Source organism: Exiguobacterium sp. s35 (assembly GCF_018617535.1).
Taxonomy (GTDB): Bacteria; Bacillota; Bacilli; order Exiguobacteriales; family Exiguobacteriaceae; genus Exiguobacterium; species Exiguobacterium aestuarii.
The window spans coordinates 1-18,177 of record NZ_JACSKI010000009.1; the positions used below are offsets into that span (position 1 = coordinate 1).

Annotated in this window: 15 protein-coding genes, 3 tRNA genes, 1 other RNA gene and 1 other annotated feature; of the genes, 14 read left to right on the top strand and 5 right to left on the bottom strand. The window is 45.6% G+C overall.

The genetic code is table 11. From position 1 onward, the window contains the following. Positions 1-296 precede the first annotated feature (296 nt). Positions 297-1,760, top strand: coding sequence for an IMP dehydrogenase (guaB, locus tag KNO75_RS14720; RefSeq protein WP_214697315.1), 1,464 nt, complete (start codon positions 297-299; stop codon positions 1,758-1,760). A gap of 41 nt (positions 1,761-1,801) precedes the next feature. Here guaB and KNO75_RS14725 read toward each other — a convergent pair whose 3' ends face one another. From KNO75_RS14725 to pdxR, 3 genes are all read right to left on the bottom strand, one after another. Further along, a complete protein-coding gene (locus tag KNO75_RS14725; protein WP_214822455.1) occupies positions 1,802-5,224 on the bottom strand; it encodes an alpha-amylase family glycosyl hydrolase in 3,423 nt (1,140 codons plus the stop codon). Positions 5,225-5,367: 143 nt separating this feature from the next. Continuing rightward, a complete protein-coding gene (locus KNO75_RS14730; protein WP_214818703.1) occupies positions 5,368-5,988 on the bottom strand; it encodes a class A sortase in 621 nt (206 codons plus the stop codon). Further along, a complete protein-coding gene (gene pdxR / locus KNO75_RS14735; RefSeq protein WP_214822460.1) occupies positions 5,985-7,388 on the bottom strand; it encodes a MocR-like pyridoxine biosynthesis transcription factor PdxR in 1,404 nt (467 codons plus the stop codon). Before pdxR ends, KNO75_RS14730 begins: the two co-directional genes overlap by 4 nt. Before the next feature lie 287 nt (positions 7,389-7,675). On the opposite strand from pdxR, the gene pdxS reads away from it, so the two are divergent. The 7 genes from pdxS to KNO75_RS14770 all read left to right on the top strand — a co-directional run bounded on the left by pdxS (position 7,676) and on the right by KNO75_RS14770 (position 12,517). Next, entirely contained in the window at positions 7,676-8,566 is an 891-nt protein-coding gene (gene pdxS / locus KNO75_RS14740; protein ID WP_214822461.1) for a pyridoxal 5'-phosphate synthase lyase subunit PdxS, read from the top strand. A 1-nt stretch (position 8,567) separates the two neighbouring features. After that, positions 8,568-9,146: a pyridoxal 5'-phosphate synthase glutaminase subunit PdxT gene (gene pdxT, locus KNO75_RS14745; protein ID WP_214791271.1), complete on the top strand. Its 579-nt coding sequence runs from the start codon at positions 8,568-8,570 to the stop codon at positions 9,144-9,146. Between the two features lie 85 nt (positions 9,147-9,231). Continuing rightward, positions 9,232-10,479, top strand: coding sequence for a D-alanyl-D-alanine carboxypeptidase family protein (locus KNO75_RS14750; RefSeq protein ID WP_214822463.1), 1,248 nt, complete (start codon positions 9,232-9,234; stop codon positions 10,477-10,479). A gap of 18 nt (positions 10,480-10,497) precedes the next feature. Further along, positions 10,498-10,707, top strand: a binding site (T-box leader). Between the two features lie 50 nt (positions 10,708-10,757). Then, on the top strand, positions 10,758-12,041 hold the full coding sequence (serS, locus tag KNO75_RS14755) for a serine--tRNA ligase (protein ID WP_214750034.1): 1,284 nt from the start codon (positions 10,758-10,760) through the stop codon (positions 12,039-12,041). A gap of 138 nt (positions 12,042-12,179) precedes the next feature. Further along, a tRNA-Ser gene (locus KNO75_RS14760) sits at positions 12,180-12,270 on the top strand. 37 nt (positions 12,271-12,307) lie between these two features. Further along, a tRNA-Ser gene (locus KNO75_RS14765) sits at positions 12,308-12,398 on the top strand. Between the two features lie 29 nt (positions 12,399-12,427). Beyond that, a tRNA-Ser gene (locus KNO75_RS14770) sits at positions 12,428-12,517 on the top strand. 119 nt (positions 12,518-12,636) lie between these two features. Here KNO75_RS14770 and KNO75_RS14775 read toward each other — a convergent pair. Next, positions 12,637-13,308 (bottom strand): deoxynucleoside kinase, encoded by a 672-nt coding sequence (locus KNO75_RS14775; protein WP_240542900.1) that lies wholly within the window; start codon positions 13,306-13,308, stop codon positions 12,637-12,639. Then, positions 13,305-13,940 (bottom strand): deoxynucleoside kinase, encoded by a 636-nt coding sequence (locus KNO75_RS14780; protein WP_214791275.1) that lies wholly within the window; start codon positions 13,938-13,940, stop codon positions 13,305-13,307. Before KNO75_RS14780 ends, KNO75_RS14775 begins: the two co-directional genes overlap by 4 nt. Before the next feature lie 121 nt (positions 13,941-14,061). Here KNO75_RS14780 and tadA point away from each other — a divergent pair, with 121 nt between their 5' ends. The 6 genes from tadA (at position 14,062) to KNO75_RS14810 (ending at position 17,829) form a co-directional block, all read left to right on the top strand. Beyond that, positions 14,062-14,562, top strand: coding sequence for a tRNA adenosine(34) deaminase TadA (tadA, locus tag KNO75_RS14785; RefSeq protein WP_214796697.1), 501 nt, complete (start codon positions 14,062-14,064; stop codon positions 14,560-14,562). Positions 14,563-14,615: 53 nt separating this feature from the next. Beyond that, positions 14,616-14,883: signal recognition particle sRNA large type (ffs, locus tag KNO75_RS14790), an RNA gene on the top strand. 94 nt (positions 14,884-14,977) lie between these two features. Continuing rightward, the gene (dnaX, locus tag KNO75_RS14795) at positions 14,978-16,654 is read left to right on the top strand and encodes a DNA polymerase III subunit gamma/tau (RefSeq protein WP_214791279.1); all 1,677 of its coding nucleotides are present in this window, start codon (positions 14,978-14,980) and stop codon (positions 16,652-16,654) included. Between the two features lie 14 nt (positions 16,655-16,668). Then, positions 16,669-16,986, top strand: coding sequence for a YbaB/EbfC family nucleoid-associated protein (locus KNO75_RS14800; protein ID WP_012727754.1), 318 nt, complete (start codon positions 16,669-16,671; stop codon positions 16,984-16,986). A gap of 22 nt (positions 16,987-17,008) precedes the next feature. Further along, the gene (gene recR / locus KNO75_RS14805) at positions 17,009-17,608 is read left to right on the top strand and encodes a recombination mediator RecR (protein WP_214791281.1); all 600 of its coding nucleotides are present in this window, start codon (positions 17,009-17,011) and stop codon (positions 17,606-17,608) included. Continuing rightward, positions 17,605-17,829, top strand: a complete 225-nt coding sequence (locus KNO75_RS14810; RefSeq protein ID WP_214791283.1) for a YaaL family protein — start codon at positions 17,605-17,607, stop codon at positions 17,827-17,829. Before recR ends, KNO75_RS14810 begins: the two co-directional genes overlap by 4 nt. Positions 17,830-18,177: the final 348 nt, after the last annotated feature.

Genomic DNA, 18,177 nt, shown 5'->3' on the forward strand with positions numbered 1-18,177 from the left:
AAGTAGTTGGGGGATCTCCCCCTGTGAGGATAGGACGTTGCCAGGCAACAACGCAGAGGACGACCGAGCATAACGCTCGGTCGTTTTTTATGTTCGTTATGAAATCAAACTCCATATTAAGCACCCTATTCACATGAAATTCCGAACAATTCTCATCTTCTAGATAGGAACGAACACAATTCTGAACTTTCTGAACATCGGGAATTGAATTGCACTTTTGCGTTATACCTGTTACCATTACAGAAATATTTCGAAACAAAGATGTAGGTAGAACGAGAAAGGGGCCATCAATTTTTATGTGGGAAAATAAGTTTGCAAAAGAAGGTTTAACGTTTGATGATGTATTACTCGTACCGAGGTTCTCAAATGTTTTACCACGTGACGTTGATTTAAGCACAAAGCTCTGTGAAGGATTAGAATTGAATATCCCAATCATCAGTGCCGGCATGGATACCGTCACGGAAGCTCCGATGGCGATTGCTATGGCCCGTCAAGGCGGTTTAGGTGTCATTCATAAGAACATGTCTATGGAAATGCAAGCTGAACATGTCGATCGCGTTAAGCGCTCAGAGAATGGTGTCATCACAAATCCTTTCTATTTAACTCCAGATCGTCAAGTGTATGACGCTGAGTATTTAATGAGTAAGTATCGTATTTCTGGCGTTCCAATCGTCAACTCAGAAGAAGAGCGTAAATTAATTGGTATTTTGACGAATCGTGATCTTCGCTTCATCAAAGACTATTCAACCGTCATCAAGGATGTTATGACAACGGAAAACCTGATCACTGCAAAAGTAGGTACATCGCTTGAAGAAGCAGAGCGTATTCTACACCAACACCGCATTGAAAAACTTCCACTTGTCGATGAAGCTGGCGTATTGAAAGGTCTCATCACAACAAAAGATATCGAGAAGGTCGAACAGTTCCCGAACGCAGCAAAAGATAAGCAAGGTCGTCTTCTTGTAGCAGCTGCAGTCGGTGTGACAAAAGACGCGGCTTCACGTGCTCAAGTACTTGTAGAAGCAGGCGTAGATGCATTGGTCATTGACACAGCACATGGACATTCGGCTGGTGTGCTTGAAAAAGTTCGTGAGTTGCGCGATACGTTCCCATCACTTCCAATCATCGCAGGTAACGTAGCGACTGCTGAAGCGACACGCGCTTTGATTGAAGCTGGAGCATCGGTCATCAAAGTCGGAATTGGACCAGGTTCAATTTGTACAACACGCGTCGTTGCAGGTGTTGGTGTTCCACAAATCACGGCTGTCTATGATTGTGTTACAGAAGCAAAAGAGCATGGTGTCTCAGTCATCGCTGACGGTGGAATCAAGTACTCAGGTGATATTGTTAAAGCCATCGCTGCTGGAGCAAACGCTGTCATGCTTGGTAGCTTGCTTGCCGGCGTGAAAGAGAGCCCGGGCGAAATGGAAATTTACCAAGGTCGTCAGTTCAAGACATACCGTGGTATGGGATCTGAAGCATCGATGAAGCGCGGTAGCCAAGACCGTTACTTCCAAGAAGCAGACAAAAAGTTCGTTCCAGAAGGAATCGAAGGACGTGTCGCATATCGCGGAGAACTTGCTGACACGGTCTATCAATTGATTGGTGGTCTTCGTTCAGGTATGGGATACTGTGGCGCTGCCGATATCCGTGCCCTTCGTGAAGACACGCAATTTATTCGGATGACAGGTGCGGGCCTTCAAGAAAGTCACCCACACGATGTCAACATTACAAAAGAAGCACCGAACTACTCACGCTAATGTAAAAAGCCGCCATCCTGTACACTCAGGATGGCGGTTATTTATTTGCGCTTCTCTACTAAAATCACAGTACCACCTTGATCTTGAGCAGGGAGTGAGACAGTGGCTTTGCCATTCTTTTGAACGATGTATTGTTTACCGCTATATCGGTCAATCAATACGGTTTTCGCTTTATATGAAGTATTAAAGGAAACAGTTTGCGCTTTCTCTTTCGTATTTAATCCGACGAGAACCGATTGTTTTCCATAACTTCGTTTGAAGATTGAATAGCCAGCCTCAGAATTCGAAGCGATGGACGAACGTGTCCCTTTACTGAATACATGCGAATAGTCTGCACGGATATTCAAAAGTTTTTGATAGTGCGTATGCATCGATTTCCCTTCACCTTTGACTCGAGACCAGTCGAAGTCATAGCGATTTTCATTGAACTCGCCTTGATCCATATCGCCCGCATGCTTCCCAGATTGACCGACCTCTTCTCCGTAATAGATCACAGGCTGACCCTTCGCCGTGATTTGAAGAGAGGCTGCGACCATTTGCTTCCCAGTATCCCCGCCTGCCCGCGAGACAAGGAATCCGTCTTCATCATGGCTACTCAAGAATTGTCCGAGCGTCGCTTCGTTCGATAATTGAGTATTGCGATATTGAAGTGCCTTTTCAACGTCTTCGATATTGCCATTCACGAATCGTTCAGCTTGATATTTAAAATCAAAGTCGAGCAAGGAATCCATTTGACCACTTCTTAAGTAGCCGCCTGTATTGTTGATACTCGCCCCGTAGTGCTCCCCAATCAATTTGAAATTCGGCTTGATTGCTGTTAATTCATTTTTAAAGGATTTCCATGTTGTGGAGTCCACGTGTTTGACCGTATCGACACGGAAGTAATCAATCGTGTTGCCTTTTTTCGTTTTCGATCGTTTGATCCAATCTGTCTGCCATTTCACCAATTGTTCCCGAACGGCAGCTTCTTCCGTCTTGAAGTCGGGAAGACCGGATAGCGACATTTTGAGATCGTCTCCGTCGACCGGATTTTCACGAATCATTCCATCAAATACTTGTCGTTCTGCATCCGTTGGGAAGTTTGTGACAGATGAGCTTGCCCCAGGTTCCATGCCATAGCCAGGATGGTTCAAGACGACGTCGACCATAATTTTCATTCCACGTTTATGCGCTTCATCAATCAGTTTATGGAAGGCGGCCATATCTCCGAGATGTTCATCGAGCTTTTCAAAGTTCTTGGCCCAATATCCATGATATCCATACTGAGATCCGTCTTTTCCATATCGTAAATCCCAATCGATGTTATCCACAATTGGCGTGATCCAAATCGTATTGATTCCAAGATCATCTAAATAATCGAGTTTTTTCGTAACACCTGCAAAATCGCCGCCATGGTAAGATTCAGGATGATCTTTGTCATAGTACTCACGATTCGGGTTGTCATTGGATAAATCTCCGTTATAGAAACGGTCCGTGAGCATAAAATAGATGCGCGCCTCATCCCAATCAAACGCTTGTTTTTCCATCATCGTTTTAGGGACGACACGAACCGTTGTTGTCGAGCGATGAACGTTTCCATATTGGTCGATTGCAGTGACGGAAAGCGTCTTATTTCCAGGTTTGACCGTATCTTTCACCGCGATGGTTTGGGCGTTTAACGCACGATCGATGTGTAACTTTTCAGGACCACCAAGTGGGCGTGCATCGATGTAGAGTTCTCGGAGTGTCACACCTTTCGGCAAGGACGGTTTTACTCGAACGACCGCATTTTCACGAGAGCTGATGGCTTTCGGACTGACAGAAGAAGTGAGTGTGACGGTCGGTTGACGATATTCGATTTGAGAAGCCTCGAAATAGGGGTCTTTTACTTCGGTCGTGACGCCGTCCTTCGTGACGAGATACGTGTAGTCATGGATTCCTTCAGGTAAGCGTATTGTATGGCGGAACCACTCGTTTTCTGGCTCATAAGTCATCGGATACGTCTCATTATTGATTTTGAGTGCGACCTGATCGATTTCGTCCATTTCTCCTGATTCATAGAGCGCTACATCACGGTAGAAGAATTGAATTCCATCTGTACCGTATTCGGGACCACTGATTGTCGGAACTTGGTGGAAGGCACCTTTTCCGCTTTCGACGACGACCTTCGTGACGCGGTCTTCTCCGAGCGTGACGTATCTGTCTTCTCCATAAGCATCCTTAACGGCCCAGTCCGTACCTTTTCGAATGACAAACCCGACTTTCGTGGCGTCTTGACCGACTGGGATACGGAAGATGGCCCCATCGTCAGTTATCCGGTATGGATCGACTTGTCCGTCTTTTTTTCCTGTACTCCATGTCCATAAGTTCCAATCTGTATAGTCATGATCGGCACGGACATATTTCATTTCGATATAGCGTGTCGTTTCCCAAGGATCCGCGAGTTTTGTTGCTGTTTTGAAAGTAGTCGTCAATGCCGGGAGTGTCGTATTCGAAATCGTTCCGGTCACCGCACCTTCTGGAATGATGGCCGTATAGGATGTATTAAGAGCGAGAGCTTCTTTCGGTTGAAGTGTCACGCTCGTCCCGTTCGTCGTCACATCAACGGGGACACGCGTCTCCCCTTGTTGTAAGGTGACCGATGCCGAATCGAGACGGACGGGTTCATTAAATGTCCATGTGATTGGAGCAGACACATCCACATCAATTGATGATGAGGCCGGGGTCACGGACGCAACTTCAAGTTGGTCAATCGTCTCTACCCCATTTAAAGTGAACGGGGCACTATAAACAGATTGTGAGGATGGCGTGGCAGACACGTTCCAACTATTGGCTAATTGATTGGAAGCGTTGCTCGGAATCGTATCGAACGCCCCATGCTCTCCAGCGTTGTTTCCACTCAATACAGTTAAGGCACGAACTTGATCACCATTGTTTAAGCCGAGCAATGGCAGAGGAACTTTTCCTTCAAATCCTTTCGTTCGGTCTAAGGCAAAAGCCGCACCGTTCAACTGATTCAATTGTAAAAGTGGTTTCTCTTGACCAGCCTGATAAAGAGCAGCCTCTTTTACGTTCTGATCACCATCGACTCGGACGAGAATATGGTACTGAGGTGCCTTGTCGACACCTTTAAAATCAAATGGATACCCGAGTGGATTAGTAGATACACCAGAATCTTCATCATTGATTTGGAGCGCAATATTTATGTATTGCCCGTTATCTCCCCAGTTCGGGACATTGTTCGCATCTACGTAGAAATATAGGTGTTGCGCATCATTGTTTATGTATAAATCACCGACATCGAACCCTTGCCATCCAGCAGTGGGAGAACTCGCGAGGGCGGGAATATTAGCCCAATCTGTTTTTACCCCATCAATTGTGATGGCAGTCGGTTCAGCTAATGCGTTCATCGGAACCCCGGCTTGAATGAGCAATGCACCGGACAGGAATAAAGTCGAAGCCTGACGAGCAGTTTTTTTCTTCATGAGACACCTCTTTTGTTTGAGTTAAATTGCACAATTTTATGCAAACGTTTTCAAAAATAGTTTAGCGGAAGTTGTAAGCGCTAACAATATGTTTTTGAAAAAACAATAAATAACCGCGTCTCCTGTTGGTTGAGGAGATGCGGTTATGATTCAGTAGTGACGAGTGAACCTTTGACGATGAGTCGCTCCGTCGTATCGAACGTACAAGTGATTAATGTAAGGGTAGGAGTAGCTGTTTCATCCAATACATCAACTTGTTCAGGAGAGACGGTTTCAAGCGATGTCACGATGTATTCGTAAGTGTGTGCAGCATCTCGAAGATAGATTTTCATACCAACATCGACTTTATGGAGCGGACCGAATAGAGCGTCCGCATGTTGTAAATAATGACCGGCTAGTGCGTAATTGCCTTTTCCCATTTGTTGATCGGGATGCATGGTTCCTGCTCCGACAGCGAGACTCTCATCATCTAATCCTTTTATGACTGGGAGCTCCAGTGAAACATCTGGAATGGAAATGACACCGATTGTCGGTAAATGATGAAAACGATTGCGCGCTTGTAAGACGTCCGCTAAGGAAAGAGGAGTGACCGAGGCGAAATTATAACTCGCTTCAACCTCAATCTCGTCTTGTAGTTCCATATGTTCAATGACATATTCACTGGTTGAGCTAGCGATATTCTCTTTCCAAATCGAACTTGTTAAAAAGAAAAGGCCACTGCCGATTAAAAGGATTCCGATGATCCATCGAAGATGTCGCTTCATGTAATCGCTCCTCTCGGAATTGCCCATGCGTTCATCAACTGATCAATCACGTTCGGTAAAGATGATTCGGGTAAGTGCGCAAAGCCAAACAAAAATTGTTTATGCGAGTCCGGATGTACGATGCGATAGTCGTTCATCGATTTTATGGCGATACCGAAAGATTCAGCCGACTGCTTCAACTCTTGCTCTGTTCGGTCTGTGACGACGGTCAATACAACATGCAATCCGGCACTTGCACCTGTCACGATGACAGTCGGTTCGAACGGGCGGAAGGTAGTGAGCACGATTTCTAACTTACGGCGATAGATTTTTCGCATCCGATTCAAATGTTTTTCAAAATCACCGCTCGACATGAACAGTGCCAACGTATGTTGCTCAAATCGAGGGACGCTACACGTAAAATAATGGTGCCGCTCACGGTAACGATTCAGAAGAGGCGTCGGTAACACCATATACCCGATACGAAGAGAAGGCATGAGTGATTTTGAAAACGTACTGATATAAATGACACGTTCGTTCGGGTCCATGCTTTGAAGAGATGGGATGGGTTTACCACTATAGCGGAACTCGCTGTCATAATCGTCCTCTATGATATACGTTTGGTGAACGAGCGCCCAATTCAACAGGCGCTGGCGTCGACTGACGGATAAGACAGTCCCTGTCGGAAATTGATGGGCAGGTGTCACGTATAGCGCATCAATGGCATGACGTTCAAGCTCACTTACACAAACCCCACTGTCGTCTACTGGAATCGGGATGGAGGTGCGCCCTTGTTGCTCGAATAAAAGACGCGTGAGTGGATAACCGGGATCTTCAATTCCAAACACCGAGGCATCGGGTAATAAATCTAATAGTTGTGGCAATAGTTGTTCGGTCCCTGACCCGACGATAATCTGTTCAGGTGAGCACTGAACGCCTCGCGAATGATAGAGATAGGTCGCAATTTCCTGACGTAATTCAAGATCCCCCTGAACGGGTCCTAACGCGAGCAACTCATGATGAACCTCATCGACGACGTTTTTAATTTGTCGTTTCCAACGTTCAAACGGAAAAGCCGTTGTATCGATTTGGCTTGGCGACACATCGTACGTATACGTCTTTTTAGGTGGTGATGGTGTGATGGTGCTACTTGATCGCCGGACGTATAGTTCCTCTTGCGGCAACACATAAAACCCCTTCCGAGGAATGGATTCGATATATCCTTCGGCGAGTAACTGAGCATAGGCGAATTCGACCGTCGTCTGAGATACATCTAGAAATTGGGAGAGTTTACGCTTCGAAGGTAGCTTGGTACCTGTTTTTAACGTATCGTCGACGATGGCTTCGCGAATATGTTTATACAATTGCTCATATAGTGGGATGGACGAGTCTTGTTCAAGTGAAAAAGTAAGCATATCCATGAGATGACGTTCCTTTCTTTACGAACCGAAAAAGAAGTACAAGAGAAAGCCGATGATAATCAAGAATGAGACAATTCCAGGTGTACCAAATGAGGCGCGATTGCCTCCTTCAAACGGGTCACGGTCTAACATACTGATTCCTCCTTCATACTTCAACACGTTCTTGATAGTGGCAATAGAGTCCTTTATCTAAACTGACCACTTTAAAAAATAAGAATCTGGCACTTTTAATATAGTCAATCCGGCTTATACTAGCAAGTAGAACATGAACCAATGGAGGGATTTCAATGGAAAAGAGACAAGTGGGAACAGATAAAGTAAAACGCGGGATGGCAGAAATGCAAAAAGGTGGCGTCATCATGGACGTCATCAACGCGGAACAGGCAAAAATCGCTGAAGCTGCCGGTGCGGTTGCTGTCATGGCGCTTGAACGTGTACCTTCGGATATCCGCAAAATGGGCGGTGTTGCCCGTATGGCTGATCCAACAATCATTGAAGATGTCATGGGAGCAGTATCTGTTCCGGTTATGGCGAAATGCCGTATCGGTCATATCGCTGAAGCTCGTGTCCTTGAGTCGATGGGGGTCGACTTTATCGATGAGAGTGAAGTATTGACGCCAGCAGATGAAGAGTTCCATTTGTACAAACGCGACTATACAGCGCCGTTCGTATGTGGAGCGCGTGACCTTGGTGAAGCGGCACGTCGAATCGGCGAAGGTGCAGCAATGATTCGTACAAAAGGTGAGCCGGGAACGGGGAACATCGTGGAAGCGGTTCGTCACATGCGTACAGTACAAGCACAAGTGAAGCGTCTCTTGTCGATGAGCGTAGATGAAGTTATGACAGAGGCTCGTGACCTCGGAGCACCATTTGAAGTGCTTATGCAAATCCGTGAAGCAGGCCGTCTTCCAGTCGTTAACTTTGCAGCGGGTGGAATCGCAACACCAGCGGATGCAGCCTTGATGATGCACCTCGGAGCAGACGGCGTTTTTGTCGGATCTGGAATTTTCAAAGCGGAGAGCCCAGAAAAATTCGCACGTGCCATCGTTGAAGCAACAACATACCACGACGATTATGAGCGGATTGCACACCTTTCAAAAGGATTGGGTGAGGCGATGAAAGGACTCGACGTCCGTACGCTAAAAGATGAAGAACTTATGGCGCCACGAGGCTGGTAAGATGGTGACGATTGGCGTATTAGGGATGCAGGGCGCAATACGTGAGCATGTTCGCATGCTTGAAGCGCTCGGTGCGCAGACGGTTGTCGTCCGCTCGTTAGAAGACTTGAAAGCGATCGATGGATTAGTGTTACCAGGTGGAGAAAGTACCGCGATGCGACGCCTACTCGACCGCTATGAGTTACTTGAGCCACTTCGTGACATGGAGACGTTACCGATGTTCGGCACATGTGCCGGTATGATTCTTCTCGCAAATGAAGTCGAAGGCTATGATGCTCACTTAAAGAAAATTCCGATGACGGTAAAACGCAATGCATTCGGACGTCAGGTCGACAGTTTTGAAGTCGATCTTCCGGTAAAAGGAATCGAGGAGCCAGTCGAAGCGGTCTTTATTCGTGCCCCACAAGTGGCGCGAGTCGAACCGGAAGTGGACGTGCTCGCTGAAGTCGAGGAAGCGATTGTAGCAGTTCGTTACAACCAGTACCTGGCTTGTTCGTTCCATCCAGAGTTGACGGAAGATCTATCATTGCATCGCTATTTTATCGAGATGGTCAAAGAAAATCAGAAGCAATATGCATAAGTTTGGGGGACCTCATAAAAAGGGGGTCCTTCAAACTTATTTTTTGTTACACTGAACAAAGAAGCGTACAGAAAGGGGAAATGATGTGAAGGCTCGCTATTTAATCATGTTGTTTATTGCCATATTGCTTGTACAAGTAATCGTACCTTCAGTCGCCTCTGCGGCCGCACCGAAAGTTGACGCGGCGAGCGCAATGCTTGTAGACGTGACGACAGGACAGGTTCTGTTTACGAAACAAGAAGATGCCATGCTTCAGCCCGCTTCAATCACGAAACTGATGACGGCATTTTTGACGCGTGAGGCAATCGAGGAAGGAAAGCTCAGTTGGAATCAAGAGATTACACCGAGCGATGCTGCATTGGCATTGACGAGAAAACCGGGCTTGGCACGAATCCCGCTATTGAATAAACCGTATACCATCAAAGAGTTATACGATGCAGCGTTAATTCGTTCGGCGAATGAAGCGGCTGTGACGCTTGGGGAAGCAGTGTCTGGTTCAGAGGAGGCGTTCGTCAAAGAAATGAATCGCCGGGCCGATGAACTAGGAATGACACAAACGACGTTTGCGAATGCATCGGGACTCGATTCTGTATCAGCCGGTCTACCAGGAGACAATTTGACGTCGGCTAACGATTTAATGAAATTGGCGATTGCATATTTGACGACTTATCCGGAAGTACTCGACGTGACAAAACGGGCATATGTGGATGTCGACGGTGTTCGCTTTGATGCGACGAATCGGATGCTCTCCGATCGTGACCTTGCCTATCCAGGGATGCTCGGTTTCAAGACAGGAACAACGAATGAAGCAGGCTATTGCTTTGTCGGTGTGTCCACACGGGATGGTCGCACTGTGTTATCGGTCGTTCTTGGTGCACCATCTGACGAGGGACGCTATGCAGCGACGAAAGCATTACATGACTATGCGTATGCGGATTTCGTCATGACACCAATCTTACGGACAGGTGAAACGATTTCGAAAACGGCGAAAGTTTCTCAAGGTGAAACAGAACAAGTTGCTGTACGGACGACGAATGACTTTGAAGTGTTGGTCGAAAAAGGGAAGCCTGTCCCGGAGCCGCAAGTTGAACTGCTCGAATTAGAGGCTCCAATCAAGGTCGATACACAGGCGGGCGTAGTCACGATTGATTCTTCCGATCAAGTTCGTTACTTAGAAGGAGAGACTCCCCCGAAGACGATGCTTGTCACGGCAGAGTCGGTTGATACGGCTTCGTTCTTGACGAGAATGACGCGAGCGTTCTTTGAATTCCTCGATCAAATCCGATTAGCACTTGGAAAAATCAGTCTTGTCGAACAAGTTCAGATGTTGTAAAGTAAGATTAATTCAATGACAGATGCAATGATGAGAATAAGTACGTTACGTACGTCTACTGACAGAGAGCTAGTGGTTGGTGCAAACTAGTGAGATGGCGTAACCGAATCGGTCTCGGAGCATTGACTTGGAAACAGGTCACGTTTGGCACACGTTACGTGCATCGAGTGGCTCAAGCATTTGGGCAACGAGGGTGGCAACGCGGATCCAAGGTGGTTCGTCCCTTTCCTACGGGAAAGGGACGTGCCGCCTTTTTATATGAAAAAGGAGGAACAGCAATGTTAGACATTAAACGTTTACGACAAGATTTTGAAGGAATCAAAGAAAAGTTAGCTTACCGTGGAGAAGATTTGAGTGCACTTGACCGCTTCCCGCAGTTAGAGGAAAAGCGTCGTGACTTAATTAACGAAGTGGAAGTAAAGAAAGCAAAACGCAATGAAGCGACGAAACAAATCGCTGAATTAAAACGGAACAAACAGGATGCGGAAGGTCCGATTTTGGAAACACGCCGTCTTGGGGATGAAATCAAATTGCTAGATGAAGAGTTACGAGAAGTAGAGGCTGAACTCAACTTGATCTTGCTCAGCATTCCGAACATCCCACACGAATCAACTCCAATCGGCGAGACGGAGGATGATAACGTGACGATTCGCGAAATCGGAACAAAGCCTGATTTTGACTTCGAGCCGAAGCAACATTGGGACGTGATGGAAGACCTTAAAATCGTCGATGTGGAACGAGCAGGGAAAGTAACGGGTAGCCGCTTTGTTTTCTATAAAGGGTTAGGTGCCCGCTTAGAACGTGCACTCATCAACTTTATGATGGACCTTCATTCAGACGAGCATGGTTACTCAGAAGTATTGCCGCCGTACATGGTCAATCGTGATTCGATGATTGGAACAGGTCAACTTCCTAAATTTGAAGAAGATGCGTTTAAAGTAGCGGACACAAACTACTTCCTCGTTCCGACAGCTGAAGTGCCAGTCACAAACATGCACCGTGAAGAAATCATTCCGGAAACGCAGCTTCCAATCACGTATACAGCTTATAGCGCCAACTTCCGTTCTGAAGCTGGTTCAGCGGGTCGTGATACGCGTGGCTTGATTCGCCAGCACCAATTCAATAAAGTTGAGCTCGTCCGCTTCGTGAAACCAGAAGAGTCATATGAACAATTGGAATTGTTGACAGGGCATGCTGAAGAAGTATTGAAACGTCTCGGACTTCCGTACCAAGTACTCAGCATGTGTACGGCGGACCTCGGATTCACAGCTGCTAAAAAATATGACATCGAAGTGTGGATGCCAGCACAAGGAATGTATCGTGAGATTTCTTCTTGCTCTAACTTTGAAGATTTCCAAGCGCGTCGTGCTGGAATTCGCTTCCGTCGTGATGCCAATGCAAAACCAGAGTTTGTCCACACATTGAACGGGTCAGGATTGGCAGTCGGTCGAACAGTTGCAGCGATTTTGGAAAACTACCAACAAGCAGACGGATCAGTCGTCATCCCAGAAGTGCTTCGCCCTTATATGGGTGGGAAAGAAAAGATTGAAATGCCGAACTAAACGCTTGAGCAGCCTCGATTTTGGGGCTGCTTAATTTTTTTAATGTTTTTTCACAAAAGGGTTTGACATCTGTCTCTTCACTTGGTACTATAAATCATGTCGAGCGACACTGTTGCTCACGAATTGTATATGAGCTTTGGAGGTGTACCCAAGTGGTTTAAGGGAACGGTCTTGAAAACCGTCAGGGGTGTAACAGCCTGCGTGGGTTCGAATCCCACCACCTCCTCCATTTCTTTTTTGGAGGCTCACACAATTTTATATCTTTTGGAGGTGTACCCAAGTGGTTTAAGGGAACGGTCTTGAAAACCGTCAGGGGTGTAACAGCCTGCGTGGGTTCGAATCCCACCACCTCCTCCACTTTCTTTTTTTTACACTTTTTTAGGCCTGGAGTTGTACCCAAGTCCGGCTGAAGGGGACGGACTCGAAATCCGTTAGGAGTCGCAAGGCTCGCGTGGGTTCGAATCCCACCAACTCCGCTTTCAATCGGGCATCTGCAGAGGCAGATGCATTTTTTGTATCCACAGACATCATCGCTGTGGATTTTTTATGTATAAAAAGAAGGATTACGCTTTTCATGGCGTAATCCTTCTTTCGATTATCTAACTTTTGCTTCGCGAGCAACCGTCAGTTGCTTTTCAATTTTTTCAAGGATGAGTTCGACTGAATCAGGGTCATTGATGAGGTCGTAGTCTTCGATCGAAAGGCGTAGTACTGGGCACAGATTAAAGTTGTTAATCCATTCTGTATAGCGCTCGTACATCTCTTCCCAATATGCAATCGGTGTTTGTTGCTCCATCTCGCGACCGCGCATCTGGATGCGTTCAAGGACTTGTTCGAACGAACCTTCAAGGTAAATCAATAAATCTGGGTGTGGGAAGAATGGTGTTAACACCATAGCCTCGAACAAACTTGAATACGTTTCGTAGTCTGTTGGTGACATCGTCCCTTTTTCGTAATGCATTTTTGCGAAGATACCTGTATCTTCATAGATTGAACGGTCTTGAATGAAGCCGCCACCGTATTGGAAGATTTTCTTTTGTTCTTTGAAACGTTCAGCCAAGAAGTAAATTTGAAGATGGAAACTCCAACGCTCGAAATCATGATAGAATTTATCGAGGTAAGGGTTCGTATCTACTTTCTCTAAAGACGTTCGGAAGTTCAATGCATCGGCTAACGAATTGGTGATCGTTGATTTCCCGATTCCAACCATTCCACCGATTGTAATGATTGTATCGTTCGGGATGTTATATTTATCAATCAGCTTCATTTTAATTGTGCTCCTTTAGTCAATTCTAATTCACGTTCAATTGTCTTTAAGACATGTGTCAAATCGTTTGGGTTGTGTACGAAGTCGAGTTCATCCCCACTGAATGAGAGGATTTTCACTTCTGGATGGGTCGCGCGATACGACTCTACGAATGTCTCATAATCGTGAGCGAGTTGTTCGAGATAATCACGGGACATATTTTCTTCCACTTCACGTCCACGCAAGGCGACTCGTTTCATCAATGTCTCAATGCTGGCGTGTAAGTAAATGACGACATCAGGTTTCGGCATATCATGTGTCAAAATCTTATAAATCTGCTCGTATTTGTTGAGATGTGCCGGTTTCAATGAACGATGAGCAAAAATCAAGTTTTTGAAAATATGATAGTCCGAAACGACGGATTGCTGTTGACTCAAGTGGTGTTTATGAATATCATCCAACTGCTTGAATCGATTGCATAAGAAGAACATTTCCGTTTGGAAACTCCATTCTTCGATATCTTCATAAAACTTGCCGAGAAATGGGTTCTCTTCTACAATTTCATTCAGCATCTGCATCGAGAAATGCTGACTGATGATATGGGCCAGTGATGTTTTCCCGACACCAATCGGTCCTTCTACCGTTATAAACATATGATGTCATCCTCCATTATCCAAAGTGCAAGTTCCATTCTAGCACACAATGCGAGGGATATGGCGAGGGATTTGATTTTCATTTTTTTTCATAGTGTTAAATAAGAAATGAGGTGAAACGATGGAGCGTGATGAACGATTTATGCAGTTAGCCATCGAAGAAGCGAAGAAAGCAGAAGCTATTGGTGAGGTACCGATTGGCTGTGTGATTGTAAAGGGAGATGAGGTGATTGCGACCGGTCATAACCGTCGTGAAACAGATCTCTTGGCTGCGGCTCATGCTGAGATGATTGCGATTGAAGCAGCGAATGAAGCATTAGGGAATTGGCGATTAGAAGATTGTGAGTTATACGTTACGCTCGAACCTTGTCCGATGTGTGCAGGAGCCATTGTGTTATCCCGAGTGAAGCGGGTGATCTTCGGTGCGCATGATCCGAAAGGTGGTTGTTGTGGCACGTTGATGAATTTAGTACAGGATGAACGATTCAATCATCAGGCCGACGTGACAGAAAATGTTTTAGCAGAAGAATGTGGACAGCTTCTGACTGATTTCTTCCGAGCGCTCAGAGAAAGGAAGAAACAAGAACGACTTCATCAGAGAGGTTGCAACCCAATCGATTAAACAGTATAATGTAATAGCACTCGAGATAGTGCATAATTTCATTTACCCATTTGCCGTGCTAGGTGGGGAGGTAGCGGTGCCCTGTCACTCGCAATCCGCTGTAGCGAGACTGAATCCCGATTCGAGGGAGTGCGCTGGTGTGGTCTGCCTTATGTAAGTGGCGTTGACGTCTGAGTCCTGCGCAACGGTCACCCATGAACCAGGTCAGGTCCGGAAGGAAGCAGCCTTAAGTGGTGACGTACCGTGTGCCGCAGGGGTGCTTGGACTGAGCAAACTGCATGAGTAACGCATGTTGACGTGCTTTCAGAAATCGGTGCGCGGCAGATTTATTTTATAACTTCAATCTATGGCCCCAGGGCTGTAGATTTTTTTGTATGATGAGATAGAGAAGAAAAGTGGGGAAGGAGGCGAACTCATGGCGTATCAAGCATTATATCGGGTATACAGACCTCAGTCATTTCAAGAGGTCGTCGGTCAAGTTCATATCACACGTACGATTCAAAACGCTCTACTAGAGGAGCGGATGTCACACGCATATCTGTTTTCAGGTCCGCGCGGGACAGGGAAGACGAGTTTGGCGAAAATCATTGCCAAGGCAATAAACTGTGAAAGTGCACCGACACGTGAACCGTGTAATACCTGTCCGACGTGTATCGCCATCACGGAAGGTACGAGTCCAGACGTGTTCGAAATCGATGCAGCATCAAATAACGGAGTTGACGAAATTCGAGAAATTCGAGACAAGGTTAAATATCCACCGTCTCAAGGTCGTTACAAAGTATATATCATTGATGAAGTGCATATGTTGTCAACAGGCGCATTCAATGCATTGCTGAAGACGCTCGAAGAGCCGCCAGCACATGCGATTTTTATTTTGGCAACGACAGAACCGCACAAAATTCCGGCAACAATCATTTCTCGGTGTCAGCGCTTTGACGTTAAACGACATGAAGTGAGTCAATTGCAGACCCGGATGGCGTATATTTTAAATGATCAAGACCATGACTATGATCCAGAAGCGTTGAAATTAATCGCGCGGGCTGCTGATGGCGGAATGCGAGATGCCCTTAGTTTACTTGATCAGGCATTGGCATTTAGTGATGGTCGCCTGACAGAAGAAGCGGTTTTAGAAGTAACAGGTGCTGTAACGGATGAAACATTGCTTGAAATGGCATATGGTCTACAGAAAAAAGAGTTAAATGCGATTTTGAGTACACTTGAAATGATGCTACGCGAAGGAAAAGACTTAAAACGATTCATTGAAGATTTGGTGTTCGTCCATCGGGATGCACTACTTTTAAAAGCATCTCCGCAAGCTGCCGACTTATTAGAACGCGCTCGTCCAACCGATGAATTCCGTCAGTTTGTCGAAGCGACCTCGACGGACGAATTATTCCAAGTGATTGAAGAACTGAATGATTGCCAGCAACAGATGAGGTTATCGAATCATCCCAAAGTGTTGGTGGAATTGACATTCATTCGAATTGCGGAACAAGGTCGGACGATTAGTGAACAGATGACACAGCTACAAGATCAAGTGCGTGAATTGAGCCGCGAATTGAATGAAGTGAAGAAAAATGGTGTGTCTGTGACAGGCGTGGAAGTAGAAAAGCCGAAGCCTGCTCCGAAGCGTACTCAAATCCGAGTACCGAAAGAACGGATTCGCCAACTGCTTCAGCGGGCTGAGCGACAGCACTTGAATGCGATTCGCGATAGTTGGGGCGACATCATGACGAACATCCGAATACAGGATGGTCCAATTTTTGCACTCTTCTATGAAAGTGAGGCTGTCCTTTGTGCAAGTGACACCTTACTGGTACAATTTAAAGATGGAATGACATGGCACTATGAACAAGTAAGTTCGAATGGTCGTACGCGTGATGTGATCGAACAGGCGTTGTTTGAAGTTACGGGAATTCGTCGTGAAATCATGGCGGTGCTTGAAACGGATTGGAATGAATTGAAAAATGAGTTCATCCTTCAAAAACAAGCAGAGCGGACAGAACAAGTCGAAGAGCCGGAAACTGAGGATCCACTGGTTGCACAGGCGATGGAACGTTTTGGCGATGTTGTTGAAATCGAAGAAACATAAGGGAGGCGCTCTGAATGCGTGGAATGGGAAATATGAATAACATGATGAAACAAATGCAAAAAATGCAAAAAGATATGGCGAAAGCTCAAGAAGAATTAAAAGAGCTATCGGTAGAAGGTACTGCGGGAGGCGGCATGGTAAAAGTTGTCGTCAGCGGTCATAAAGAAGTCTTAGATGTCATTATTGCAGAAGATGTCGTCGATCCTGACGATGTAGATATGTTACAAGATCTTGTCTTAGCAGCGATCAATGATGCGATGAAGCAAGCTGATCAGCTTGTAAATGATAAAATGGGACGTTTCACACAAGGGATGAATCTCCCAGGCTTTTAAGTAAAGAAAGGATCGATGCGAGTTGCAATACCCTGAAGCCATTGGACGATTGATTGAGAGTTTTACGAAGCTACCTGGAATCGGTCCAAAAACTGCAGTGCGTTTGGCTTTCCATGTACTAGATATGGAAGAAGACGATGTTTTAACGTTTGCGAAGGCTCTCGTCAGTGCGAAACGGGACATCAAATATTGTACCGTGTGCGGTCATATTACAGATATTGATCCATGTGCTATCTGTAAAGACTCACATCGGGATGAAACGGTAGTTTGTGTGGTCCAAGATTCAAGAGACGTGATTGCCATGGAGAAAATGAGAGAGTACCGAGGGAAATATCATGTTCTTCATGGAGCTATTAGTCCAATGGAGGGGATTGGTCCGGAGGATATCAACGTTTCAAGCTTGCTGACACGTTTACAAGAGAATGAAGCGATTCAAGAAGTGATTTTAGCAACGAATCCAAATATTGAAGGAGAAGCGACTTCAATGTATTTATCACGTCTGCTTAAGCCAACAGGAATTCGCGTAACGCGTCTCGCGCATGGGCTACCGGTCGGTGGGGATTTGGAGTATGCGGACGAAGTGACCTTGTCTCGAGCGATGGAAGGTAGAAGAGAGTTATGAAGTGGTTTCGTAAGTCGTTAAAAGATGATTATGATCAACGACTACTTAATGAGTTGATGGAAGCGAAATCTAAGTTTGAGTCAAAACGCCGTATGCTTGAGGTTAGCATCGAAGATACGGGGGAATTAGCGGCTCAAGTAAAGCAGGCAGAAGCTCTCTACTTCTTCTATTTAAAAGAGGCAAAAAAACGAAATGTATCTTTATCGTCTCTACGTTCATAAGGCGAAGCCGTTGGCTCGCCTTCTTTTATTTTTAGCCGTATATAATGAAGAGAAAATTGAGGCGCGAACAGTACGAGCATAGATAGATAAATTTCTTTAAACTTTTTTATAAAAAGGGTTGCGCGGTTATTATTTTACTGATATATTAATAGACGTCGCCGAGATAAGCGACGAACAAAATAAAAAATATTTTAAAAAGTGATTGACCTTTTGTTCTTCACTTGGTAAGATATTTAAGTCGCCAAGAGCGGCAGACGAACTTTGAAAACTGAACGATGAGGCAAAAAAAGTTTTACAATTTTTGAATGAAGCGCAAGCTTCGTCAATTTAAGAGCTATATCAAATTCT